We start from the raw sequence: 25,978 nt of genomic DNA, 5'->3' as shown, positions 1-25,978 counted from the left end.
TAAGCGGGCATACAAAAAAAGCAGAACCCCGTCCGCTGGAGTTCTGCATGTATTCAGCTATGCTTTTTTATTTTCCGATAAGGCCATCCATCTGCTTGATAAGCGCGGTACGCTTCTCCTGGTCCAGGGCGTCCGAATGAGGATCGCCGAAGTCGCCGCTGTCGTTATCAAAATACTTTCCGGACGCATCAGCAAACGTATCCGATAGAGCCGCCTGATACAGAATATTCGCCCCGATCGTAATATCGTTGCCTTCGACTCCGAACGCGGTCTTTACCATTTTACTTCCGAGCAGGGACCCCGGATTCACTGCCACGATAACCGGATCGATACGGTTCGACAGCTCCACCGTCCACATCGTGAGCGCGAGCTTACTCTGGGCGTACGCTTCTCCGTCCTGAAGCTCTGCCTGACCCGCGAGCGCCTTCTCCTCCACCGGCTTCTGCGCCGCCGAGGATAAATTCACAATGCGGCCCGTTTCATCCATAAGAGGCAGCAGCTCGTTCGTTAGGATATACGGCGCCATCGTATTCACCGCAAACCGGATGTCGAGCCCGTCTTCAGTCTTTTCACTCGAAGCAGTGTACACACCTGCGTTATTGATGAGCACGTCCAGATGCCCGTGCTTCTCCTTCACCGCTGCGGCGAAGCTTCTCACATTCGCCATTTGGGATAAATCGGACACATACTGCTCAGCGTTTTCATTTCCAATCTTTTTGGCCACGTCCGCAAGCTTTTCCCCGCTGCGCCCGTGCAGCAGCACCTCATGGCCCTCTTTATTCAGCATCCTCGCCGTTTCCATACCGATGCCGTCCGTCGCTCCTGTTATTAAAATCTTCATATTTATTCCTCCATTAATTATATATTAGACACTTTGCCACGCTTAGACGTAGTTCCCATTCCCAGACAGTTGTATTCGAAACATCGTTCTACGTGTGTCCCAGGCCCGTATCGGTTACAATTGACAGAACTCGATGATATTTCAGTATAAAAGGAGCTTTGCCGAATGAATATCCAGCAGATCCGTAACGCCACGCTTATTGTCGAATATGCCGGCAAAAAATTTCTGGTCGACCCGTATTTAGGGGAAAAAGGCGCGTATCCCCCACTGCCGAGTCCTTCGCCCCACGCCCCGGACGGCGACAAGAATAATCCGGTTGTCGATCTTCCAGTTTCGTTAGAGGAAATCACCGCCGGCATTGATGCGGTCATCGTCACGCATACCCATCCGGATCACTGGGACAAGACCGCGAAAGAAGCACTCCCAAAGGATATTCCTTTGTTTACCCAGAATGCCGATGAAGCGGAGACAATCCGGAACGAAGGCTTTCAGCACGTAGAGGTACTGCACGAAGACACTGTCTTCGAAGAAATCCAGCTAAGTAAAACGAAGGGCGAGCACGGTCGTGGTGAGATTTTAGACGTTGTCGGCCCGGTATGTGGCGTGGTGTTCAGCCACGAATCGGAGCAGACATTGTATGTGGCCGGTGACACCGTCTGGTACGAGGGCGTCCAGGAAGCGATAAACCTTCACCAGCCACATGTTATCGTAGTCAATGCCGGAGACAACCAGTTCGCCGAAGGCGGTTCGCTCGTCATGGGCAAGGAGGACGTGTACGAGCTACAGCAGGCCGCTCCCGGCGCGAAGATTGTCGCCGTGCACATGGAAGCGGTGAACCACTGGACGTTATCGAAGGAAGAATTACAAAGGTTCACCGAAGAAAAAGGCATCTCGTCGAATATTTTGGTGCCGGATGATGGGGAAGCGTATCGTTTTTAGAAAAAACTCATAAAAATTCTGCCGTTAATGCCCATTAGCAATTCAAATTCCCAATTGACATTCCGGGGCTTTTGATACAGTCGTTTTGGGGTATAGGAATGATATTACGAGGAAAAGAGCGTTTTCACGCCCCTCTGGCTGTATACATATTTCATTTCTGCCTTCCGCCAGTCCATCGGTCTGATTTCTTTTCCTCTTTGTAAATACCGGCAGGGGAATGCCGGAGTAATACAGAATCAAGTAAGAACCGGGAAAGGAGAATGATGCATGAACAAAAAGGTGATACGAGTACGGAAAAAAACCCCCTCCCCCACTTTGGTTTACCTCCGCCGCTTCCTCCCCGCTGCTGCCGTACTGTCCGCAATTGTGATAAGCGGATGCTCTTCGGAGGAAGAAAGCGATGATGAAAGCGAGCCTTCGGAAGAGGAAGAGGAAAATGAGACCAGCGAAAATGAGGAAGCCACGGAGAATGAAGCCGAAGCGCCCAGTGAGCCTTCCGATTACGGTGTGAGCGCCGGTCATCCCGCAGCGGTCGAGGCCGGCATGGAAGTGCTCGATAATGGAGGAAATGCTGCCGATGCCGCTGTCGCAGCCGCATACGCGGTCTCAGTCGTCGAGCCATTTGCTTCCGGTATCGGCGGAGGCGGCTCGGTGTTAATTCAAAATCAGGGCGAAGACCCGCAGGCATATGACTACCGCGAGGTCGTGCCCGAGGGTGGCATTCCTGAATCCGACATAGGTGTTCCCGGCTTCACGGCCGGAATGAACGAATTACATGCCGAACACGGTACGGCGGAATGGGAGGAGCTGCTTGATCCAGCAGTGGCGCTTGCTGACAGCTCAGAGGTTTCCGGACTTCTCGCAGAACAGCTCGAATCGGGAGAAAGCAGGCTGCCTGTCAGTGAACTCAGTCATTTCTACCCGGACGGCGAGCCTCTCGAAGCCGGAAGTACCGTGGAGCAGGAGGAGCTCGCAGACACCCTTAGGACTATCCGGGACAACGGAAGCAGCGCCTTGTATGAAGGAGAGGCCGGAGAGTCGCTTGCGTCTCAAATCGAAGGCATCGACACCGCTTCGCTTGAAGCCTTTGAAATCAGCCAGAACGACCCGTCTGTCGGAACCTATGCAGGCTATGACATTATCGGTGCCGCCCCGCCGCTTCCCGGCATCAGCGTGATACAGATGCTTCAGATGCTTGAGGAGCGCGACAGCATGGAAGCAGGACGCGACAGCACGGACTTTATCCACGATACAGCCATGTCCTGGCGGCTCGCCTCCCAGTTTATTGAAACGGACTACGGCGATCCGAATTTTGTGGATGTGCCCGTGGATGAACTGACCGATCCGGAGCAGAACGCGGAGCTGGCTGCGGAAATTCCCGACGATAGCCTTATCTCTGAGGAAGAAGCATCCTCCTATACCGGGGATCCCAACACGACCCATATTTCCGTCGTTGATGAAGACGGGACATTTGTGTCGATGACCAATACACTCACCAACTTCTGGGGCTCCGGGGAATATGCCGACGGGTACTTTCTGAATAACCAGATGGATCGGTTCGAAATTGGTGAAGGTGACGTTAACGAACCCGAGCCGGGACGGCGCTCGGTCACATGGTCCTCCCCGATGCTTGTCGCAAATGAAGACGGACCGGTGCTTGGTATCGGTAGTCCGGGTGGCGAGCGGATTCCGATTATGCTGACGCAGGTGATTTCTGACTGGGTGGCAAATGACGCGAGTCTCGAGGAAGCCGTCGAGGCACCCCGCTTTCACCTGGACGGCGACGAGCTGATTATGGAGGAGCCTCCTTCATCGGAGCAGCGCGAGGAGCTGCTTGCTATTGGGTACGAGGATATTAGCGACCCGCCGACGCCGCTCTACTTCGGCTCGATCCAGGCATTGGCGCTTGACCAGGAGAGCGGGGAGCTTTCCGGGGCGAGAGACCCACGCAGGGAAGCAGATTGGCAGAGCAGTGCTGCAGAGTGAATAAAGCCTGTAGTACGAATAGCTCTTTAGTTTTTCTGTCGTTTTCGTTTATTCTCTATAAGGGTTCTTTCCCGCACCAAAGATTAACATCCGAAAAGAAGTTCCCTTTGTAGAAAGTAGGTTTTTACATGACATCCCCCCAGGAAAACATTCCAGGACAGCGCATCAATATACTTGATCAGATACGGGGCGTGGCTCTGTTTGCGATTTTTGTCGTTAATATTTTCGGACTCGCGTTAGTGAACCCGGCCAATCCGACCTGGCTGGGCTCCTCCATTGAAGCTGCCGTCGCCATCATCTTCGAAGACAGTGCCCGGCCATTGTTTGCGATGATGTTTGGCATCAGCCTCGTACTCATTTTCGACCAACTGCATAAAAAAGGTACAAATCCCTACCCTACGCTTATTCGCCGGCTCGTGATCCTGTTTTTCGTGGGCGGTCTGCACGGGTTCTTTATCTGGGCAGGGGACATCCTGCTGATGTATGCCTCCGCAGGGCTCGTGCTGCTCAGCTGCCTCCGGCTTCCAACCAACTGGCTGCTCGGGCTCGCGTTTTTGTTCTGGCTCGGCTATTCCACCGGGGTTGACCTGCTGGACGGCTACACCTCCGTGCAGATGAACTCGGAGCAGTGGATGAAGGACGCCCTGCCCCCAAATCAAACATATCCGGTCGGCGTGGAATACCTTTTGATTGAATGGTCGACGATGATCGATCATCTCGGCTATTTCTTCTTTGGGATGTACGCCTATCGAAGCGGTATTTTTTCCCGGGCCCGGGAGGATCGCGATCTTAAATGGCGGTTCGTGACGCTCTGTCTTCTTGCTGGGCTTCTTGGAAAAGCCGCTCTGTTCGTTGGATCAGGCAGCCCCCTCGTCGCTCATCTCGATGATGTGTACGCGTTTCTGGTGAGCCTGGGGATCGGCCTCGGACTGCTTCTCGCCGGCACGAGCCAAAAAAGCATCTCCATGTTTCTCATACCGTTTACCGCCGTCGGGAAGCTGACATTTACCCACTATTTGCTGCAGTCGGTCATTTTCGTGAGCCTGTTCCGGGAGAGCGGGCGGACGTTTTTTGACGGCATGGGCATCTGGGATCCGCCGGGCTACGTGTTCGCGTTTGCCATCGGCATGCTCGTGTTTGCCGCGCAGCTGCTAGCGAGCCCGCTGTGGCTGAAATACTTTTACTACGGCCCGCTGGAATGGGTGTGGCGGATCGGAACGCATATGAAATGGGTGCCGATGATTCGGAGGCGGTCGTAATGAAATATAACAATAGCCAATATAAAAGCAGGAGCTGCCCCAAAAACGGGACAGCTCCTTTTGTATGTTCGCGGCTTATCGTTATAAGCAGGCGGGCGCTGGATTTGTGATTAAAATATACTTATAAACTCTCATAATACCGGCGAATTTTGTCTGCCAGTAACTGTCTTCTTGTTTCAAGAAAATCCTGATAATTCGTAACATCCATATCAAAAATATCTTCAGGGATACAATTCATCTGCATGTTTTCTTTTAATTCTGCTTCGTTTTTTATTTCCCCGAGTTGGAGGTTCTGCTCTTCAATCTGTTCCTTTACAAGTGCCATGTAATCCTGTGGTGGCTGTGCACGAATCGTTAAATTAACTCCCTGCTCTGTATACGCGTAGTTTGCCACTTGATTATATACTTTTTTATTGTCCAGTCCAGCCTTCTGAAGATATTTTTTCGGGAAAATATGATGAACATCTCCACGCTCTTCAATTAACTGCTGAACCGTAACGCTCTTGGATAAGAATGCGTAATCTCTATCATAAATTTGTGCCATTACAAACAAGTTGAAATAGGGGCTGCTAGCTACTGCTGTATCTAAATTAGATGGCAGAATATTGGTCCAATAAGCTTCGGAAAGTTCCCCTTCTTCCACACTCTGAATGTATTCCAGTGGATTCTCATAAGCTTCAAAACGCTTAATGTCATAGTCAAACATGGATTCAGGAGAACTCGAGTATCGTTCAGTAAGTACTGAAGCAACCAGCCATTTACGTACAGCCTGGTTGATAATACTTTCCTGCACACCCTTTTCACGTAACAGCAAATAAAGTGCGTAGGCAAAATTAATAACGTTTTGGGAACGAATCAATTTGGATTTAATAATTCCTGCTGATTTCACAATAATAATAAACTTTTTGAAATTGTTTTCATTAATGAATTTCATTATTCCGTCATGCAGTTCTTCAAAAGAAGTGTCCATTATTTCCTTCTTATACTCCCGGGTTTCAAAATCTCTTCCTGAAAGCAGACTCACGAGATTCGACAGCTTGCCGCGCAAAAACTTAAACGCAAACGCCACCCTCAGCAGATCTGAATAACTTGGCTCGTAAATACTTGTGTGGTAATCCTTGACCCATTTTATTCCCGAAAATTCCCTCGTGGCCGTAAAATCTTGGTCATTTTCCACAATATTTTCGAAAATAGCCGGACTTTTTATCATATGACAGAAATAATCGACCGTTTTCCGGATAAGTGCTCCGTCGTAATCGTCATTTACAGTGATTTTCGACATCGCAAAATCCGCCTGGCTTAAATTCACACCTGCCGAATTGATCCGAATAAATATCTCTGTCACCACTTCAATGTCTAAAGTGTGGGCGAGTTCGATGATACCGATTGAACTCTGGCGAATATTGACGAGTTTTTGCAATACGTCGTTTAGTTGATTTTTACTTATATCTTCATTCTGCTCACAGTAAGCGAAAATAAAGTCAAATCGATCAAAATCCTTTCGAAACACTTGCGAGATATCTGATATCCACCGTTTATCTTTTTCAATTGCCGTATTGGAAACTTCAAACACTTCATCGATGGGGTTAAAAGCAATTTTGATTGGTTTTTTGTCGTATTCTTTCGTCACTACTTCCTGACCATTAATCGCTGCCATGATAGCTGTTATACGCTGCTGACCGTCAATCAGTATTCGTTTCCCCTGGGAAAAAGAGCCGTCTTTTAAGCGCGTATCAGGGTTTTGCCATGTAATTATGTATCCGACAGGATAATCTTTGTATAAAGAATCCAATAAATCTCTGACTTTAGAGGCTTTCCATACAAACGGACGTTGAATTTCAGGTATGGCTACAATATCTTGGTCAATCCAGCTTATTAGTGCGTCTACGGAGGAATTATTCACTTCATAGTTGGCCAATTTTGCAAACTCCTTTGTAAAAAATAGAAAACCAAAAAACAGTTTTCCTTCCTGCCCTATTGTTCCAGAAATTAAAGCTCTCGTCCATGACATTTGTAGGGGTAAAACCTAACTTTTTGCACTCTTAGTCAAGAGCCCATTTTACACTTCGATGACGCACCTTTATTTTTTAGTATTCACAAAAATTGCCGGCAATGACTTTATACATTAGAGCTCTCAGCAGTCTGAAGCTTTAAGAAATCTAAAGCGTGAATAGCTTTTTGTTACAAGTCTATAATCAGTTAAATTTTCGCAAAAAAGAAAGTTTAGAGTATGCTTAAAAACAAACCAATTCATAGGAGGGGTGTATGAGATGAACATCTTTCAAGCATTAAGCATGGGCAACGGAAAATTAAATGAAGAAAATATGAGTGCAATGCTCGGGTATTTACTGTCGCCGAATGAGCCTCACGGCCTGGGCGATGTTTTTCTTCAAAGCTTCCTCGAAGCGTTGAACGAGACAGAGGCTTTAAACGATCGGTTTGCGAATGTATTGGAGCAGGATTATCTTTCAGGAACAGAAGTTATTTTTGAAAGCCCCTATCAGCTGGACGAACGAAAATTGTTTATCGATCTGGATCTGCGATTTTATTCCTCTCACCCTTCTTCAGGTTCACAAGCAGAAGTTGTAGAAACACACCGCGTATTGATCGAAAATAAAATACGCCCGCAGGCGGCAACGAAGGATCAGCTACGGCGCGAGTTTTTTGCGGTACGGGAGGATTTTGAGGAGCAACATGAAACAGCAGTGACGATGATCTACTTAACTCCCGAAGCTTCTCATGGCCCGCTCCAGGAGGCGTATGAGGCCTTGCGGGAAGAAGATATCACTCCCCATCGCAAAGCCTGGTTTACCTGGACCGGAAACGACGGCTTCTCGATTGTTTCTCTCATTCGGTTAATGCTTGAAAAAGAAGCCCGGGGCGAAATTGAACCTATCTCCGAATACGTCCGTCATACTTTGAAAGCATTCATTCGGCATATTATGGACAGTCAAAAAGCGTTAATCAAAACACCGAACAGTACCGCCGATCCTGGAAGCCTCCGGCAGGAAGTAACGGTTACGTCCGCCGGCACCAGATATCAGATTCAGCAATTCCAGAGTGGAATGATTATCGTATACAACGCTGACCTGCAGGAAAAGGAAATAGCTAAGCCCGTCCTGCGTCAGATAAATCAAGAGTATGACCTGGGCGTTGAGCTTTATAGCCCTTCTGGTAAAAAGAAAAAAACACCCCAACTTGGCCGTGATGTTTTGAAAGCTCTAAATGCAGCCTCTGATTAATTTCTGCTTACCTGGCAATTGAGATTTGGGTATATAACCCCCCGGCACTATCCATGTGCCGGGGGCTTTTGTGTTGCTTCTATTCGTTTAATTAAATCAATTTTTTCATTCTTTTTTGCTTATTTCAGAATTTTTTCATCTATAAAAGAATAATTTTCTACACTACACTTCCAATTACACTTAAAATTTCATCTAAAACTTGAGGGTAATTAATCTTTTATAGTTTAGTTTCTCGTATACATGCTTAATTTTTTTAAATGACATATTACGTAAAAGTACGAGTTAATTATTTAGAAAAAAATAGAAAATAATTAATTCTTTAGTTTTAATTTATATTGTTTTTGTAGGTCTTTATTGGTAAAATTAATTAACTTAAAACCTGGGGGGAGTATAAAATGAAAAGCAAAAATAAATGGCATAACCGCGTTCCCGATTATCGTTCTAAAATAAAATGGCATGAACGTATTCCTGGTTATCGTTCTAAAAAGAAATGGAAAATGATTATTGCTAGTTTATTCTATGTTTGGATATTTATTAGCTTTGTGTCCGTACTTTCTGAAGAAGAATCCCCTCAACCAATTAATGAAACTTCTGCCGAAAAACAAGAAGTAACAAATGAAACTGACGATGAAAGTACCAGCACTAAAGATGAAACACAAACTAACTCCTCTGAACAAGAATACACTATTGGAGATTCAGTTAAGGTGGGTAAATTAGAATATGTTATTAACGATGTTAAAACTACAGATACTGTAGGACCTGAATATATGAGCGAAACTACTGATGAAGCATTTTTAGTCGTCAATGTAAGTATCACTAACAATGCAAAAGAAGCACAATTCATTGAATATGAATTTCTTAAACTTTTTAATGGAGATACAGAATATTCTCCAAACGGCGATGCTATTATTTCTGCAAATGACGAAATGGACGGTGAATCTTCTTTTATTCTTGATGAAGCTAACCCTGGTTCTACTTTAACAGGTAATGTTGTTTTTGAAGTTGTACCTGAGGTTGCTGAATCTGATAACCTGCAAATGAGAGTTGAAGCTGGAGATTTTGCTACTACTACCGAACTGATCAGTCTTAAATAACAATTTATCACTTTAATTAACTTAAATATATAAACAAAAACCCCGGCGCTTGCTGCGCTGGGGTTTCCGTTTTCACTTAAATTAAGCCGCTTTCTCTTCTTCGTTTTTCTTTCCCTTGTTTCGGTTCCAGCTGAGCAGGAAGATGCCTGCAAGTACCGCCAGGATAATCAGCGAGTACAACCACTGGGACTGGACAAGCATGATCAGGTTGCCGAGTGCAAGTCCGATGACACCGAAGTCGGCGTCGCCGAACGTTGTGTTCTGGAAGCCAAGATCGCCGAGCAGCGGCAGCAGAAGCGCCGGCAGGAAGCTGATCATGACACCGTTTGCAACGGCGCCGACAATGGCTCCGACTCTTCCGCCGGTGGCGTTGCCGAAGACTCCGGCAGCCGCTCCGGTAAAGAAGTGCGGTACAAGTCCCGGCACGATGACGGCCAGGCCAAGGACCGGCAGGATTAACATGCTGCCGAGACCGGCGATAAAGCTGAACAAGAAGCCGATGATAACCGCGTTGTTCGCGAATGGGAACACGGCCGGTGCGTCGAGCGCGGGTTTCGCATTCGGCACAATTTTATCCGCGATTCCTTTAAATGCCGGTACGATTTCACCCAATAGCATCCGCACCCCGGCAAGAATGATGTAAACCCCGGCCGCAAAAGTAAGCCCCTGCATAAGTGCAAAGATCAAGAAGTTCTGCCCTTCACTCACCTCTGACTCAATAAATGCCGGTCCGGTGAACATTGCCACAACTACAAACAGGATAACCATCGTCAGTGACACGGATACGGTAGTGTCGCGCAGGAACCCGAGCGACTTTGGCACCTTGATGTCTTCGGTGCTTTTGCTTTTGTCTCCGATTCGCTTCGCAAGAAAGCCGGAAACAAAGTAGCCGAAGGATCCGAAGTGACCTACCGCGATGTCGTCGGACTGCGTAATTTGACGCGTGTACGGCTGCAGCATCGCCGGCAGCAGTACCATAAGCGATCCGAGGATAATGGAGCCAAGCACTACCATCGGAACACCTGTCATGCCGCCGGTCGTCAGAATCACCGCGATCATGCACGCCATAAACATAATATGGTGCCCGGTCAGGAAAATGTAGCGAAACGGTGTAATTCTGGCGAGAATAATGTTAACGATCATGCCGAACAGCATAATCATCGCTGTCTCTCCCCCGAACGAATCCTGGGCGACTGCCACGATCGCTTCGTTGTTCGGGATAACCCCGTCCACGTTAAACGCCTGGTTGAACATAGCGCTGAACTCGTCGAGCGAGCCGGTAATCACCGTAGCCCCCGCTCCTAAAATCACAAAGCCGAGTATCGTTTTCAGCGTGCCCGACACCACATCCGACGCTGCCTTCCGCTGAATCATCAGGCCGATAAAGGCAAACAGCCCGACCAGAATTTCCGGTGTACCCAACAAATCATTCATCAATAAATCTACCATCACTCAACCTCCCCCTCTTACTTCCTTGGTGCTTTACAGATTTTTTTCCAGTGCGTCCCGAAGCTCCTTCTTGTCGAGCAGATTATTCAGAAGCGCAATGTTGCGCGTGCCGTCGTCGAGGTTGCCAAGAATGTCGGCCGAGCCGATGTACAAATCAGCGCTTTCCGTTTTGGCGGTCGTCAGATCCGTATGGGATACGTCCGCTTCCTCGTTCATTTCCTTCAAAATGCTGTTCACGTTCATTTCCACCATCATCGAGCTTCCGAGTCCATTGCCGCATACTACTAATATCTTTTTCATTTTCTTCACTCCTATTTTTATTGGGTCGAATACGTTCTGACCAGCTGCATAATGTCCTGCTTGGATGATGCGTTTATCAGCTTCTCCTTTGCCTCCGGCTCCGACAGCAGCTCGGTCAGCTGCGACAGCGCTTTCAGATGCGTTTCGTTATCAATAGCCGCGAGCACAATCACGACCGACGCCTGGTGCTTGGCCTCCTCCGAAAAATGGACCGGCTGCTGCAGGTGCAACAGGCTCATGCCGAGCCTGTTGACGCCTGATTCGGGGCGTGCGTGCGGAATCGCAATATCCGGCGCGATCACAATATAAGGGCCTAGTTCTTCAATGTTTTGGATCATCGCCTCGATGTATGAGGCGTTCACGCTCTCGTTGTCGGTAAGCGGAGTGGAAGCCTTGCGGATCGAATCCTGCCAATCCGCCGCGAATTCTTCCATTATGATAGTGTCTTCGTTGAGCAGTTCTTCCAGCATGGGTTTGGTTGTCTCCTTTACCTTTGAAATATCGCCCCTCAGGAAATGCCGGAGCTTTTCAGCCAGCTGCTCGCGTTCATGGATCGTCGCGTGCTGGCTGATGGCGTTCAGCAGCGCCTCTTCTTCGAAAGCGCCGGGGCTGCTGTCAGCAAACACCTCTTTTAATCTGGCGTGGACGCTGTCCCGCTCCTCGTTGGTTAAAAACGGCGGCAGCAGGATCACCGGTGTATCGGTTTCCGGTACGGGAATCGTGCTGAACACAATGTCCACCTGCCGGTTCACCGCCTCGTATTCCTGCCGGGACAAAATGTCCTCGACCATTAGCTCCGGCATCATCGCTTCGAGCTGGGCGCGGAGCAGCGCGGACGCCGCAATCCCGTTTTCGCAGATGACCACAGCAGTATACTTTTTATTCGTCTGCACTCCGTCCCGGTGCAACCAGCCTCCGAAATGCATCGCAATGTAGGCGGCCTCCTCTTCCGGAACGATTTTACCTAGATAGGATTCCAGATGGGTGATGGACCGCCGGGTCAGGTGCAGCACCTCCGGATAATTTTTCTTTACTTCCTCCACGTAGTCGTTCTCAATCGGCATGTCGTACTTCATCCGGTAATAGGCCGGCTTTAAATGCGCCAGCAGGTTGTCCTCGAGCTGCTTTCGTTCATCGAACACGAGGCAGCCAACCACCTGAAAGTCGTTAACAATCTTTGTGATGATCATGCGCAGCTGGTGTTCTTCCTCCGTTTTGGACTGCTTCGCAGTTTCTCGCTGAACCCGGGAGCCGAGCAGATGCATCGCGAAGTAATAAACGTCGTCTTCCGCGAGAGCGACCAGCTTTCGCTGCTCCAGACTGTGCTGGATTTCCTTCGCCGCCTGGTACGCCTTCGTCTGCCGGATAATTTCTTTTTCCTCATCGTCGATGTCGACGGCCGGGGCGCTTTCCGGCTGCTGGGCGGCAAGAAGCAGCTGCAGCACGAGCGAGCGGATAATTTCATCGCTGTACTGCACCTCAAGCATCGCTTCGACACGCCGGATTTCGTTTTCAATCAGCGTGTACAGCTGGTCCTCCTGGGGCAGCGCCGGCGGTGACAGCATCTGCTGCGCTTTTTCCTCCATCCGGTCCGAGAAGCGCTCCGAGAAGATGTCTTTGATGATGGTGTTTAACAGCTGCTGCTTGTCTTCGCGGCTCCCGTCAAAATAGTAGCCGGTGTGCTTGCCGTTTTTAATGCGGATGCGTTTTGGCTCCAGCCATTCCGCGGCTTTTTTCATGTCCCGGAACAGCGAGCCACGGCTCACGTTAATCCAGTCAAGCAGCGTGTTCGTCCGAACGTTCGCTTTCGCCACCAGCAGGTGCAGCACGATCAGGTAGATGCGTTCCCACTGGTCGAACCGGTAATCCCAATCGCTGTCGATGTGGGTAACATCCTGCAGTTTTCGTTTTGTCTCCGGGTCCAGGTAGATGCCCTTGCCGTAGATCCGCTGGGTGCGCGTCAGCCTGTTTTCCTCGAGCCAGTCATCAATCTGCTGAAGGTCGTAATAGATGGTGCGCTGCGAGATGCCGAACTGCTTCGTTAACCGGTCCACTTCCACCACCGTGTCTGCCTGCAGCACATAATTTAGAATCGCCGTCCGGCGCTGATCCAGGACGATGATAATTCACCTCCCGCCTCTTTGTTTCAAATTGCAAAATGTATTTGCTCATCACTAGTGAATACCGTTACTATAATACAACCACCGCAACTATGTAAGGGCTTTCTATGTTCCAAATTTGTAGAATAGGAATTTGCAAAATGATACTTATTTTTTGATTCGAAATGCTAATTTCTTTTAAAAATGAGTAATTAAAATTAAATATAGGTATCGAAACAACTTATAAGTATATAAACCATTCAATAGACCAAATAAAAAAGCAACCCTACTCTGTACTAAAGAGCGAGTTGCTAGAAGCTTGTTAATAGATTGTATTCATTTGAGAAACAATTGTTTTACAAGAAAAGGGGGAAAAAGTATTCTTATCCTTTCTGCAAATCTTTTAATTACTTTAAGTAATTAATTCAATTTTATTACTTAAAGTGGTATAATGTTAGCAAGCGAATAAAATTAATTGATTGGTTTTGATTGAAGAAATGAGGTTTAATTATGCCTAACTTCGGACAATTTTTAAAAGTTTATCGCTTTAACAAAGGCTTATCTCAAGCTGAACTAGCCAGAGACCTTGATTTATCCCAAGCCACTATAGCCTCGTATGAACTAGGTGAACGAAAACCCAGACAAAATAGATTGATTAAAATGGCTAGATACTTCTCTGTCTCTCCCAATGAATTACTTGGCTATGACCCCCATATAGATTTTTACTCGGTTAAAGGGGTAGTGACGATCCCGGTTCTTAATAGGCTTCCTTACGATGTCTCCACCGATAATGAAAACTATGTTATGCGGTATACGCAACTGCCAGATGATGTGGACCTACTTCCAGATAGCACGTTTGTTTTTATTGCACAAGATGACGCTATGAAAGGATATAGCCGCATTCAAAAAGAAGATTCTTTGATTGTAACCCCAAATGAAAACATTAAAGATGGGGATATCGTTATTGTAAATGTTCAGCAAGAAAATGCGATCGTGAGGCGAATATATTACCCTGATAATTCTTCCATTGCGTTGCTAATTGCCGACAACGCCTATCACAGGCCTATAACTATTCCCCGGAGAGAGATCATTTTACGTGGCAAGGTAGTGCAAATATTTCTTCATGTCATATAAATTTCAATGGAAGGAGGAAGTTATTAATCTTGAAATAGATTTAGTTAACAGAGTTAAAACTAATATAAAATTATTGATGAAAATTTATCTTTTGGTTTAAGTTAATGTATTCGTGATTCGAAGAAATCTTTAGTTAACCCCTAGAGAATTTCTTTATAACTTTTTGGCTTATGTATATAGATTCTATTTGTGAATGTCCCTCTACTATAGTTAAATACATTAACTTTATTGTTCTTTGAAGTAATCAATGAATACTTCTGTATGAATAATAACTACGGGTAGAGGGGCAAAAATTATGAAAAAACAAAATGAAATCAAAAATATTTTGCAAATGAAATCCTATGAAGCGCGTTTAAAAGCCGAATCCCAATCTCCTATAAACTATTCAAAAGTAGTACCTTCTTGTGAAACTAAATTTAGTATAGTTAGCTTGTTTTCTGGGGCAGGTGGATTAGACCTAGGCTTTGACTTGGCTGGGATAGAAGCTACACTTGGACAAAAAGCAGCGACCAGAGCATTTTTGTCTAAAAACTATTACCAATTATTTCGCGACCAAAGTTTATTTCGTACTATTTACGCCAATGATATCTTTCCAGAAGCTTTAGAAACTTTTAAATCTAACATGCACCCTTCTACCTATTGCCACCTTAAAAACATTCAAAGAATAAAAGAATTTCCCAAAGCAGATATTGTGCTAGGGGGATTCCCGTGTCCTGGTTTCTCGGAGGCTGGCCCTAGATTAGTTGATGATGAAAGGAATTTCTTGTACCTGCACTTCATTAGGTGCCTGATGGATACACAACCCAAGTTTTTCGTTGCCGAAAATGTTAAAGGGATGCTAACACTAGGCGGAGGGGAAGTCTTTAAGCAAATTAAAGAAGATTTTGAAGCAGCAGGCTATAATGTGAAAACAAAACTGTTAAACGCTAGAGATTTCGGTGTTCCCCAGACACGCGAAAGAGTGATCATTGTAGGCGTTCGTACTGATTTAGATTTCCATTATTCTTTTCCTGAACCTACTCATGGACCAAAAGCAGGATTAAAACCTTATGTAACACTTAAAGATGCCATAGGAGATATTGAAACTGACCCGGGCTTTTTTTATCAAGGCGGTTATTCTTCCATGTATATGAGCCGGAACCGTAAAAGGAGCTGGCACGAGCAAAGTTTTACGATTCAAGCAAGTGGGCGCCAAGCCCCACTACACCCTAGTGGAGAACCTATGCGCAAGATTAATAAAGATTTATGGGAATTCCCTGATAGTATAAATGAGCACAGGCGCTTATCTATAAAAGAAGTTGCAAGAATCCAAACTTTTCCTGATTGGTTTGAGTTTAGTATGGGGGAAAATAAAAAAACTTCTAAAAATGGCCGTATTGATAAGGTTTATAAACAAATAGGTAATGCTGTCCCAATTTCTCTAGCTAAAGTTATTTCTCTTCCAATAGCTAACTATCTTAAAATTTCGGGGTAAAGGAAGTATTAAAACTTGGCGGATTTAAAATTGACAAAAAAACTGTTTAAACACCATGTGATTTAATGTTTAAACAGTTTTTTTGCTTCTATAATATGGTTCTCGATTTTATTTAAAGTATTATGAAAATCATCTTTCACTTCGTGTTCCCAAATTCTTAGGATATTCCAACCATTTTCAACGTAGTGATCGGTAACTTCTTTATCTCTTTTAATATTTTTATCAAGCTTTGGCACCCAGTATTCTAAATTTTTCTTAGGATATCTTCCATGGATTGGACAAAAATGCCAAAAGCAAGAATCAATAAATATAACAACTTTATATTTTTTTATCGAAATATCAGGTTTACCAAACATTTTTGTATTTTTTCTAAAACGCCAACCTCTTTTCCATAATTCTTTAGTTACTACATTTTCAAGTTGCGATTGTGATTTTATAGATTTCATTATTTTACTTCTTTGATCGCTAGTATTAAATTCTATGTTAGCACCTTCTTTAATAAAAAATGATTAAGACCATTTAATGGTCTTAATCATTTTCCCTATATAATCTGCCACTAATCTTCTTAAACTGTTATTTGCTGTAGATATATCTGCTGTCTACCATACCTTCATTTAATTGATCAGGTAATTGCACGCCTAGTTTGTCAAAAATCAGCTTTAAATGTTCTTTATTCTTTTTTCCAGTACAATTTAAAGGTTGATCATAGATAAATGCAGGGATTAAGCGACCATTTTTTTCTTCCCATTCTATCCTTACAGCTAAGCACCTCGGCCCATCAGTGCTATCTTTTTCCACTCTCCAATTGTTTGCAGTAAAAACTAAATACATGTCACCAATAGGCATAGTCTCTATTAGTATTAATTGATTAAGCACATCTTGTACAGTAGATATTTTATCAATTTCTGTAATTAGCATATAATTAGCTATCCCGCTACCTGAAACTACTGAACCGTTTACTGTTGAATCTTTTTTAGAAATTGGTAACTTAGTGCCTTTATAGACTCTCTCTTTGATATCTTCATCGCTCAATTTTAATTTACTGGAAAGATTTCTCGGCTTAGATGTTATTTCTAATTTCCACCCCATAGTTACAGAATTTCTATCTGTATGACCACGTTGAGATAAGAAAATTAAAGGAACACTTTCAAATTTTTCTTTGATTGAGTATGATGCATCTCTAACGATAGTTTCCCAATCTTCACCAAGTAAGTTTTCTGTTGCTTCAGGAGTTAGTTTATTCTCCTGAAATTCTTGGCTGTTTTCTTTTTTTATAGAAATTTTCAACTCGATATTCCCCTCAAATTTATTGAAACCTCTTACATATACGTCTGTTTTACATTCTCCGCTTCCTCTTGGGCGCGGCTTATCGACTATATCCACTTCAAATCTTTTTTCTTTCCAAATAAAGAACTTTTCCTTCAAAAATAAATTAACAACATATTTTTCTAATTCTGTGTAGGCTTTCATAGATTCACACTTTCCTTAAGAGATATATAATAAGTGTTAAACAAAATTCACACTAGCTCTACTTAACATATTGCAATTATTCTTTATATATTAGTTTTCTTAGCAAAAATATTGCAATGTCATTATATTGTTTATCGGTTAAAAATTTTTTTTATTTAATTCTATTGATTTTTCATTATCTAGCTTGATTTTACAATCGGATATTCTCAAAATAAACAATAACTTCTAAATTTTTCAAAAACAATTAGTAGCTTTTTATTCGAGACAAAAGCCGTTGTGATCTTCGATATCTAGGCACTTAAATAATATCAAGTATAAATCACCTAATTTTCTTGTGATTATTCTAAAACTTTAATTATAAATTTATATATTTTTTTTAAATATAAGGATAGTTTTGTTAATTATTATTTGAATTGAAAAATGGAGATCCGCAAATAGCTGAATCTCCATTGGTATAAATATATTAATTGTTTAAAACTGCACTATATAATACCGCTTCAAATTCCTCATTCGGCTCATCTGGTTCTTTTATTTTTACTTCTTTTCTATTTAACGCTTCTGATTTTATAAATTCTTCAAGATCTGGTGGTATATCCAATTTTTTAAAAGTATCTTTTCTCATCAATACATAGAAATTGATACCAGGCTGATCATCGACAATTTCCCCAAAGGTTTCTGCTGGATGTTCAATATTCCACATTCCTCTAATTCTTAAATCCGAATTATTCAAAGGACCAATTTGCTTTACTTTTCCTAACTCATTAGTATCTTCAAAATTTATATTATTTATTTGCCGAATTTCGTTTTTAATACGTTCAGTTATTTGTTCATAAGTAGAGTTTTCCGCACAAAAACAATCCCCATATACAAACCACAATGACGAAATTTGCTCCTCATAAACATTTCCTATAACATAGATCATTTCTTTTTTTTCCCATCCGCCGTTATCTTTTTCACATTCTTTACATTCTTTAGTAATTCTTGAGTCATCACTATAAAGAAATTTTTTAGGATGCGAACTATTTAACGCGATTTGAGAATAAGAAGACCTAGTCTCTGAACTATCTTCAATCTTTTTAACTTCTACACCCGGACCATCTCTAATTATAAAGTCAGGCGGGTTATTCGAATTCCCAAGATAACTGAAATACTGTCTATGGATATTTTCTCTCTCTTTTTTTTCTGTTACATTTATGCTTTCTCCACAAAAGGCATCTTTAACGAAAGCCTCTAACAAATCACCTAATGAGTTTGCTCTATTTTTATTTTTAAAATATGCAGTGTTTTCCAAGGAAATCATATTTTGTTGAAGAATATTTTTCAGAGCTAATAGCACGTTTGTTTCTGGCATTATCGGAACCCCCGAGTTTCGTGTACTGCTTTTTTCCTCAATTTGATTATAATAAAACCATTCTGCAATAGGACCGGCAATTACTCTAGCTAATTGTACTGGTACTGCATTTCCTATTTGTTTATATTTTTTATCTAATGCAGTGCTTTTTTCTGTATCTTCAGGACTAAATTCAAACCAATCAGGGAATGTTTGGATGCGGGCAATTTCCCTCACTGATAATCTTCTATTATTTTCTTCACCATCAGGGAAAATCCATTGATCTTTATCTACTTTTTTCATAGGCTCTCCAGATGGATGAAGGGGAGCTTGCCTCCCAGAGGCTTGGATAGTAAAACTTGGTTCTTCCCAGGATTTTTTTCTGTTCCTACTCATAAATATAGTGGAGTACGAGCCTTCAAAGTATTGACCAGGGTCGTCTTCTAAGTCACTGATTGCCTCTCTTAATGTAACATAGGGCTTAAAAAGCATTCCTTCTCCATGTGTAGGTTCTGGAAATTCATAGGTAAAATCTATATCCTCCCGAACTCCTACTAGAAATACTCTTTCTCTTGACTGAGGTATACCGTAATCTTTGGCATTAACTAATTTATAATGAATTCTGTAACCAGTTGCTTCGAAATCTTCTTTGATTTGTTTAAATACTTCTCCCTTTGCTAAATTTAGCATGCCCTTTACATTTTCGAGGATGAAAAACTTTGGTTGAGCTTGCATTAAAGCTCTTATATAGTGGACATATAAAAAGTTTCGCGGATCATCTACCAACCTTGGACCAGCACTAGAGTAGCCTGGGCATGGTGGACCGCCGACTATAATATCGGCATTTGGTATTTTGGCCACTTTTTTAATATCCTTATAATGCGTAAACACGCCTTTATTGAAGTTTTTATTGTAGGTCTCTAATGCTTCTTTAAATAAATCATTGGCATAAACATGGTTAAAGACACTCTCTTCCCTAACTTCATCAAATAAAGTCTTGTTTGAAAAAACCTGGTTTACTTCATCTTTACCTAATTTAACATCTAAACCAGCCAATTCTAAGCCTAAATCTAGTCCCCCTGCGCCACTAAAAAGACTAATCACGTTCGCTTTTTGACTTTTATATTCTAATTTTTCAATATCATAATCTAGTTCATCTTCAATATGTAGTTCTCTTTCTTTATTAATTCTGTCGAGCAAGACAGCCTTAACTTCTTCTTGTTTATATTCTGGCGCAGGCTTAAACTTACCTCTGCCTCTTTCTTCAACTTTAACCACTATAAAACCTCCCGAGCAGCTTCACACGAAAAGTGCCCAATTCTGATATATTATATAATCACTATAGAAACCGCTTCGTTCAAATAGTGTGCACTGTTAAGTTTAAAATATAAAAAATCCTTATGTGAAGGACCAAAATATCTAAAAACAAAAGTCTTTCTCACATTAATTATAATACCACAAAAGTTACTAGAAATAAGTTCATTTGATTTTAGCAATAGGTTTTTCTAATAATCTATTTATTATATACATTTTAGTAACAAGGTAAAAACATCCTATTATTTATAAAAAATTTAATTTGAACAATTTATTACAAAAAAGAAAAACTTACGTCTTTATGATTTTACTAAAAGTACTACTTTCTCTAGCGAAAAATAAAACATTAATAATTTGTTTCAACTTCATTAAGAATAAGGAACTGCTAACATTACTCCTGGTTGTTTATACAATTACCTTCATCAAATTACCTTGATAAACAAGTTAGGCTTTTCATTATAATAGGATCAATCTAGACGAACAGATAGTAATTTTGAAAATTTCATAAACAATCCTCTTTTACCATTTGTACCTTAAACAAGAAATTCGCATACTTAATATATGCGAATTTCTTGTTTATTATTGTAAAATCATTTATTAATCTTTAAAATAACCAACTCTTGGGTCAATAAGTAAATTTCTATCTAAATATAGATTCCAATATTCACATGAGGTTTCTGGAATATAAGAGCAATTATAGCAAGCAGAACCATTGAGATTATTCACGCCTTGTCCATGGTCTTTCCCGATCTCAGTACAAACAGGATCAGAACTGCACCATCTTGCTTTATTTTTTGCTTTGTCTAATATAGGAAAAAATTTTTCTTGTAACCCTAACCTTACTAGCCCTCCTAAAGTCCCTTCTGAATCTCCGGCTGAGATATAAATTAATACCCCTGCTTCACCCTCATCTAAATAAAGTCTTTCTTTAATTGCTGCACTATTGTAACCACAAAGATTTGCAAACTCTTCAATTAGAAAATGGGACAAAGTGTGAAGCATTATATTTCTTGGCTTAAGAATTTTCTCGTTACGATGGTCGATATGGGCTACACGCCGGAGGTAACGTTGAAAGTATTTTTTAACTTCTTCTGATTCTTCCCATTCCATTATTTTTTTTTGATTTAATTGCAAAAAAATTCCTTCTCCATATACTTCGTTTACTGGCAGCCACTTTTCATAAGAATTTTGATAATCCTTGTAGAGAGAAGGAAAGTAACTTTTGAAATCATTATTAACTTTAAAATCTTTACGATCAAACCCATATAAGGCTGTTGTTTCTTTTAACCTCGTAACCCTAGATAAACGTTCTATATACGGTTTGTAGTAACTATTTTCTAATGCAATTTCTTTTGAATACTCCCATTCAGGCTTGACTTTTAATTCTGCTGAACTTACCGTGGAAATGAGTTTATCAAATTCTTTTTGTTTAATTATTGAATCAGGTTTTTCTAATTCTTCATCTGTATATTCGTATTCTACTCCAGATTCTATATACCATAATGATTTTTGTATATCTTCATCTGTGACCTCTTCTTTTAGTTCAAATCTAAGATTTGATTTTATATATTCGATTTTTTTATCTAGCTTATCTATGAGTGCAAGATTCTCTCGAAATAAATGCTTAGCTGGAGATAGAACTTTTGCTACGATTAGATCAACATTTTCATTATAATCACCTGGTATTGCTAAGGCACTGATTTTCTTTGCCATATATACACTTATTGAATTTCGCAGAATTGCTACTGGAGCTGCAGTACATTCTTCTTTATCTTCTCCACACCATGGCCTTTCGCCTTCACATGTATACTTATCAGGTTTTTTTTGGTTTAACGATTCTCCTAAATTACTTGTCATATTTTTACCATCTTTACCATCGTATGATGAAGTTACCCCTTTTAATCCTCGAATACTTTTACATTTTTCACATTCTATTCTCCATGAATCAAGTGTTGTACCTCCACCCATTCGAATTTTTAAGTTTCCCTCACAACTACTGTTCTCATGGCCATGGACCCATTTTTGCCAAGGAAAATCAGACAAATGACCATTTTCACAAATGACTACAAAGGGTACTTGTTTAAAATATCTTTTTGATCCACAGTGAAAACAATCTAAATATACTGAAGTTTGATCAAGTTCTAATTCCTTTAATGATTTACATACGTTACAATAATGCCATTTTGGAAAGCGCATTAAAGGGATTATTAGATTACTGTTAGCTATAATTTCCATAGCATTTCTCGAATTTCTTCTATATTCAGGCGGCTTATAAAATTTATCCACTTTTAAAATTGCTTTTAAACGCGGTTCATTTACTGCAAATTCTTCAATGTTTTTTGCTTTGTTTCCTTTATGGTCTTTAAACCAAAGGTCCAAAGCCCCTACAACAGCTGTTTCTCCTTCAGGACTAATCACTAAAGATCCTGGTCCTTCTGTCCCGACTAATTTAGAACGCCTCATGGGTAATTTTCGCATTTAATCGTCTTCCCCCCATTGAAATAAATCTTTTTCATCATTTTCTATTAAAATTATTGAACCAAGACTCTCTGCGTCTACACTTCTTAAAGAATTAATTACGGGAATGCTCCCGGGATATTTTTCTCCATCGCTTAAATTACCTGCCTGATACATTAGGCCACGTTCAGTATCCGATACACGCCAAACTTCATAGCGCCCCTTTAAAATTCCATCCATAAATGTTTTAAAATGAGTCTTAAAAACTTCTAACTGTGAAGAATCTATCAATTCCACCCGGTTTTTAAAACGATTACTAAAAGCTTTAAAGCGTCTATCGTTTATCGCACGTCTAATTTCTTTATTATTGGGGGAATTTGCTATTTGCATATCCATACGTTGGCGAAAAAAACCAATAATTACCGCTGTTAACCCACGTTCTAAAGCAGCGGTAGAGAAAGGTGTCAAGCTTGTAGTTTCTACTTGTCCATAGAGTCTCTGATGATATTCGTTAAAATGTTCAAAGTGTGATTTGTCCCGAGAATTTTGATTAGAATAAATCGTTACAATTAACCCAGGTCTCTCTTGAGGACGCCTCCCAACTCTACCGCTAACTTGTATATATTGAGCCGTCATTTTAGGTTGGCCAATAATTCCCATCAGAGATAAGCGATCAATATCAACACCTACCTCAATAATATTTGATGCTAAACACGAGTTAAGTGCTTTTGTTCTCTTTTTGTTGTCTTTTACACTGTACGGAACGTTTAAATCATCTATTGTTTTAGAAATTTCGTTACTTTGTTTCCGTGAAGTTAATTCTAACGGAGCGCCTAAAAACCTTCTATTTTTTAGCCCTTCACGTTTTATTAAAGAATCAATATAAGTAGGTATATCGCTATTGAATAAACTTAATCCAGCACCCAAATCTCTCAAACTATTGTAAAAAGATAGCAAGGTCCAAAATGGATCCTTTCTTTCTTCAGGCAACATTTCGGTTTTTTGTAAGATTGCTGAATACGTCATTACTTGAGCCATCAAAACTCCAACCCTAGATGTAAATACACCTATATATTCTCTTCCTGGCATTGGTTTTTCGTTGTTATCAACAGCAACTTTAGAAAAAAAAGAATCGTCAATATCAATACCAGGAGTAGGAAAAAGACTGGCCTTAGTTCTTCCAAATAAACATTTAACTTGTTCTTCATATTCCTTGATTGTAGCTGTGGCTGAAATTATTTTAGGTTTGACTGGTTTCTGTCCTCGATCATCTATACAAAGTTCCTCAATTAATACTTCATAAAGACCAGCCATAGTTCCTAAAGGACCAGAAATTAAATGTAACTCGTCTTGCACGATAATTTGTGGAGGCGACACAAAACGTTCCCCACGTTCATTTAAACCGAATAATTTTCTCGCTTCTGGTTTCCACGTCAATTGTACGAATTTGTCGATAGTTCCTATTAAAAAAGTTGGCTGTTTTTTATAGATCGTTTCATCTACAAAATAAACTGGCAGTTCGTCATGAAAATCACATTCCTTATCTGGACAAGCCACGATTAAATGATTATCATTAATTTTTTTGAAACCAATTATTTTGCTTTCTGTATTCTTACTGCCTTTTACTTCAATTTTGCCGATTTCACATCCGCACCAAGGACACCTAGTGACAACTAGATTTTCAGGTCCTTTTGACTTACTCATAGCTTCATATTTTTTAAAAGCTTCTTTATTGGTATTTGGTGACGTTTTAGCACCTACCCAAATACCAATCGAATACTGATCGCTACCTAGTTCTTTTTCATATTTTCTTCTTACATATTCCATTGCGCAGATTAACCTAGATGCCCTTTGAAACTGATCTGCTGTTAATAGTCGTAAAGTATAGCGCATAATGATATCAACACCTACATCATTTGGATCTAGTAAACGCCGATAAAACATTTGAAAAGCAGCTACCCCCAAATAAGCTTCTGTTTTTCCGCCCCCAGTAGGAAACCAAATTAAATCAACTATATCGCGATCGTCAGAATCTTTGTCTACTATAGACTGTATCGATAATAAAAAAAACGCGAGCTGAAATACACGCCAACTATTATTACATGAGTTTAGGTCTTTCATCTTCGTAATTGATTCAGGAGATTTTTCTTTAATTTTTAATTCTAAACCATTATTATTTTTTTCATAATAAGCTTCGCGAGAAGTCTTTCCATTAATTTGTTGCAGTAAAATAGCTTCGTTTGCCAATTTAAAAGCACGAAAAACTTTAGGCTTTTTAAGAAGTTCTACCCCTCTTTTTATTCTTATTAGATTATCTTCACACAGTTTCAAGTTTGTTTCTGCAGCTTCTTTAAGCTCTTTCTGAAGATTTTGCACTTCATTTCTACGCTCACTTATCCATCCTTCATAACCCAGTATTAAAGGTTGCAAAATTTCCAATAAATCTTTATAGCTTTCCACGTTCATTAAAGCTTGCATTTCAACTTTTAAATTTATTTCTTCTTCTCCAATTTTCACTGTAACGTCAGGGGTCATACTTTCCGTTTCATAACTTGGGATAAATGTAGAATTAATTTCAGATACAATTTCGGAATTTTGATCCCAAGTAACTGAACAATTGTGGCCAAATGCATAATTAATTTTATTTTTATACAACAACTCATTATTCCACTCATCTTTAGTTAAATCTAAATTGCGTTCAAACGCTTTAGGATAATTTAAAAAGCTGCCAGGTTTAGCTGAAATATTTATATTTGATTGAAAAACTGTATGTTCATTTAAATTAAAATTCCCTTGCGGTTTTGTCACATTAATAACTGTAACTGTTAATAATAAATATTGCTCATTTGTGCGGCATTGAATGTGCATATTTAATTTAACGTTTTCAATTTTCTTTTTATTATTGTCAAAAACACTAAGTGGAATTTGTTCTTCACTACTATTATTACCAATACAAAACTTTGACAATTCGATGTCTTCTTCAGCAAAAATAGAAGTTCGCCACCACCATTGCTGTTCATAATTATATTCCTTTTCTTCAATTGAATTTTCACCATGGTTAAAAATTTCTGCACGGATTTTATGTTTTTCATAAAGTCCGCCTTTAAATTTAATTTGCAAATTTTTTGTGTTTCTAGCTATACAGAATGTTAAACCCATGCTTGAAGGGAGAGAATCTTTCTGTTTAAGTTTTAAAGCTAAATCATCTAAGCCTGAATTTTCTTCTATTTCTTCATTATCGTATTGTTTATCATCATAAAAACCAGTAATATTCTCATTATTCACTATATCAATCATTAGTTCTTCTTCATTTAAATCTGAATTTTTGGGCTCCATCGGATATAACATTCCTGCAGCATACCTTCTAGAAGGCTCCTCTTTTTGAATAATTTCCTCTTTCAAACCGGCTTTCTTCCAATAATAGTTACTGTTTAAGTCTTCAAAGGTAGTAAATGTTAAATTTTTCACTTTCTCTAATGATTTTTCAGTATTTTTTATATCACTGGGACCGACTATTTCTTGTTTTACTGCTTGAACAATATTCTTTCTATCATTTAAAGATTTTTGTAATTCTTCGCTCACACCCAAAA

At 40.9% G+C, this 25,978-nt stretch carries 17 protein-coding genes; 7 read left to right on the top strand and 10 right to left on the bottom strand.

From position 1 onward, the window contains the following. Positions 1 to 67: 67 nt before the first annotated feature. Entirely contained in the window at positions 68 to 841 is a 774-nt protein-coding gene (locus Q9M42_RS01465; RefSeq protein WP_322524752.1) for an SDR family NAD(P)-dependent oxidoreductase, read from the bottom strand. A gap of 165 nt (positions 842 to 1,006) precedes the next feature. Between Q9M42_RS01465 and Q9M42_RS01460 the strand changes: the two genes are divergently transcribed. The 3 genes from Q9M42_RS01460 (at position 1,007) to Q9M42_RS01450 (ending at position 5,025) form a co-directional block, all read left to right on the top strand. After that, a complete protein-coding gene (locus Q9M42_RS01460) occupies positions 1,007 to 1,780 on the top strand; it encodes an MBL fold metallo-hydrolase (protein ID WP_322524751.1) in 774 nt (257 codons plus the stop codon). Positions 1,781 to 2,047: 267 nt separating this feature from the next. Next, positions 2,048 to 3,766 carry a gamma-glutamyltransferase family protein gene (locus Q9M42_RS01455; protein ID WP_322524750.1) on the top strand — a complete coding sequence of 573 codons (1,719 nt, stop codon included), beginning with the start codon at positions 2,048 to 2,050 and terminating at the stop codon, positions 3,764 to 3,766. 128 nt (positions 3,767 to 3,894) lie between these two features. Further along, on the top strand, positions 3,895 to 5,025 hold the full coding sequence (locus Q9M42_RS01450; RefSeq protein ID WP_322524749.1) for a DUF418 domain-containing protein: 1,131 nt from the start codon (positions 3,895 to 3,897) through the stop codon (positions 5,023 to 5,025). 121 nt (positions 5,026 to 5,146) lie between these two features. On the opposite strand, the gene Q9M42_RS01445 is transcribed toward Q9M42_RS01450, so the two are convergent. Then, positions 5,147 to 7,036, bottom strand: coding sequence for a GmrSD restriction endonuclease domain-containing protein (locus tag Q9M42_RS01445; RefSeq protein ID WP_322524748.1), 1,890 nt, complete (start codon positions 7,034 to 7,036; stop codon positions 5,147 to 5,149). Between the two features lie 259 nt (positions 7,037 to 7,295). On the opposite strand from Q9M42_RS01445, the gene Q9M42_RS01440 reads away from it, so the two are divergent. Together Q9M42_RS01440 and Q9M42_RS01435 are read left to right on the top strand one after the other, a co-directional pair. Further along, on the top strand, positions 7,296 to 8,267 hold the full coding sequence (locus Q9M42_RS01440; protein ID WP_322524747.1) for a PD-(D/E)XK nuclease family protein: 972 nt from the start codon (positions 7,296 to 7,298) through the stop codon (positions 8,265 to 8,267). A 395-nt stretch (positions 8,268 to 8,662) separates the two neighbouring features. Further along, positions 8,663 to 9,361 (top strand): DUF4352 domain-containing protein, encoded by a 699-nt coding sequence (locus Q9M42_RS01435; RefSeq protein WP_322524746.1) that lies wholly within the window; start codon positions 8,663 to 8,665, stop codon positions 9,359 to 9,361. An 81-nt stretch (positions 9,362 to 9,442) separates the two neighbouring features. Here the strand turns inward: Q9M42_RS01435 and Q9M42_RS01430 are convergent, their stop codons facing one another. The 3 genes from Q9M42_RS01430 to Q9M42_RS01420 are packed head-to-tail and all read right to left on the bottom strand — an operon-like array spanning position 9,443 to position 13,191. Beyond that, positions 9,443 to 10,810, bottom strand: a complete 1,368-nt coding sequence (locus tag Q9M42_RS01430; RefSeq protein ID WP_322524745.1) for a PTS ascorbate transporter subunit IIC — start codon at positions 10,808 to 10,810, stop codon at positions 9,443 to 9,445. 33 nt (positions 10,811 to 10,843) lie between these two features. Then, entirely contained in the window at positions 10,844 to 11,110 is a 267-nt protein-coding gene (locus Q9M42_RS01425; protein WP_322524744.1) for a PTS sugar transporter subunit IIB, read from the bottom strand. Between the two features lie 17 nt (positions 11,111 to 11,127). Further along, complete coding sequence (locus tag Q9M42_RS01420) at positions 11,128 to 13,191, bottom strand: BglG family transcription antiterminator (protein ID WP_440972296.1); 2,064 nt, start codon at positions 13,189 to 13,191, stop codon at positions 11,128 to 11,130. A gap of 528 nt (positions 13,192 to 13,719) precedes the next feature. Between Q9M42_RS01420 and Q9M42_RS01415 the strand changes: the two genes are divergently transcribed. Both Q9M42_RS01415 and Q9M42_RS01410 read left to right on the top strand, forming a co-directional pair. After that, a complete protein-coding gene (locus tag Q9M42_RS01415; protein WP_322524743.1) occupies positions 13,720 to 14,343 on the top strand; it encodes a LexA family protein in 624 nt (207 codons plus the stop codon). Between the two features lie 295 nt (positions 14,344 to 14,638). Further along, complete coding sequence (locus tag Q9M42_RS01410; protein ID WP_322524742.1) at positions 14,639 to 15,817, top strand: DNA cytosine methyltransferase; 1,179 nt, start codon at positions 14,639 to 14,641, stop codon at positions 15,815 to 15,817. A 62-nt stretch (positions 15,818 to 15,879) separates the two neighbouring features. On the opposite strand, the gene Q9M42_RS01405 is transcribed toward Q9M42_RS01410, so the two are convergent. From Q9M42_RS01405 to Q9M42_RS01385, 5 genes are all read right to left on the bottom strand, one after another. Beyond that, positions 15,880 to 16,299 carry a very short patch repair endonuclease gene (locus Q9M42_RS01405; protein ID WP_322525244.1) on the bottom strand — a complete coding sequence of 140 codons (420 nt, stop codon included), beginning with the start codon at positions 16,297 to 16,299 and terminating at the stop codon, positions 15,880 to 15,882. A gap of 91 nt (positions 16,300 to 16,390) precedes the next feature. Further along, on the bottom strand, positions 16,391 to 17,287 hold the full coding sequence (locus Q9M42_RS01400) for a hypothetical protein (RefSeq protein ID WP_322524741.1): 897 nt from the start codon (positions 17,285 to 17,287) through the stop codon (positions 16,391 to 16,393). A gap of 463 nt (positions 17,288 to 17,750) precedes the next feature. Beyond that, entirely contained in the window at positions 17,751 to 19,895 is a 2,145-nt protein-coding gene (gene dcm / locus Q9M42_RS01395; RefSeq protein ID WP_322524740.1) for a DNA (cytosine-5-)-methyltransferase, read from the bottom strand. A 633-nt stretch (positions 19,896 to 20,528) separates the two neighbouring features. Further along, complete coding sequence (locus Q9M42_RS01390; RefSeq protein ID WP_322524739.1) at positions 20,529 to 22,409, bottom strand: DUF1998 domain-containing protein; 1,881 nt, start codon at positions 22,407 to 22,409, stop codon at positions 20,529 to 20,531. Further along, the gene (locus Q9M42_RS01385; RefSeq protein ID WP_322524738.1) at positions 22,410 to 25,970 is read right to left on the bottom strand and encodes a helicase-related protein; all 3,561 of its coding nucleotides are present in this window, start codon (positions 25,968 to 25,970) and stop codon (positions 22,410 to 22,412) included. Between the last annotated feature and the right edge of the window lie 8 nt (positions 25,971 to 25,978).

It is taken from the genome of Marinococcus luteus (genome assembly GCF_034497705.1).
Classification (GTDB): domain Bacteria; phylum Bacillota; class Bacilli; order Bacillales; family Marinococcaceae; genus Marinococcus; species Marinococcus luteus_A.
This window is presented reverse-complemented; position numbering and strand designations above follow the sequence as displayed.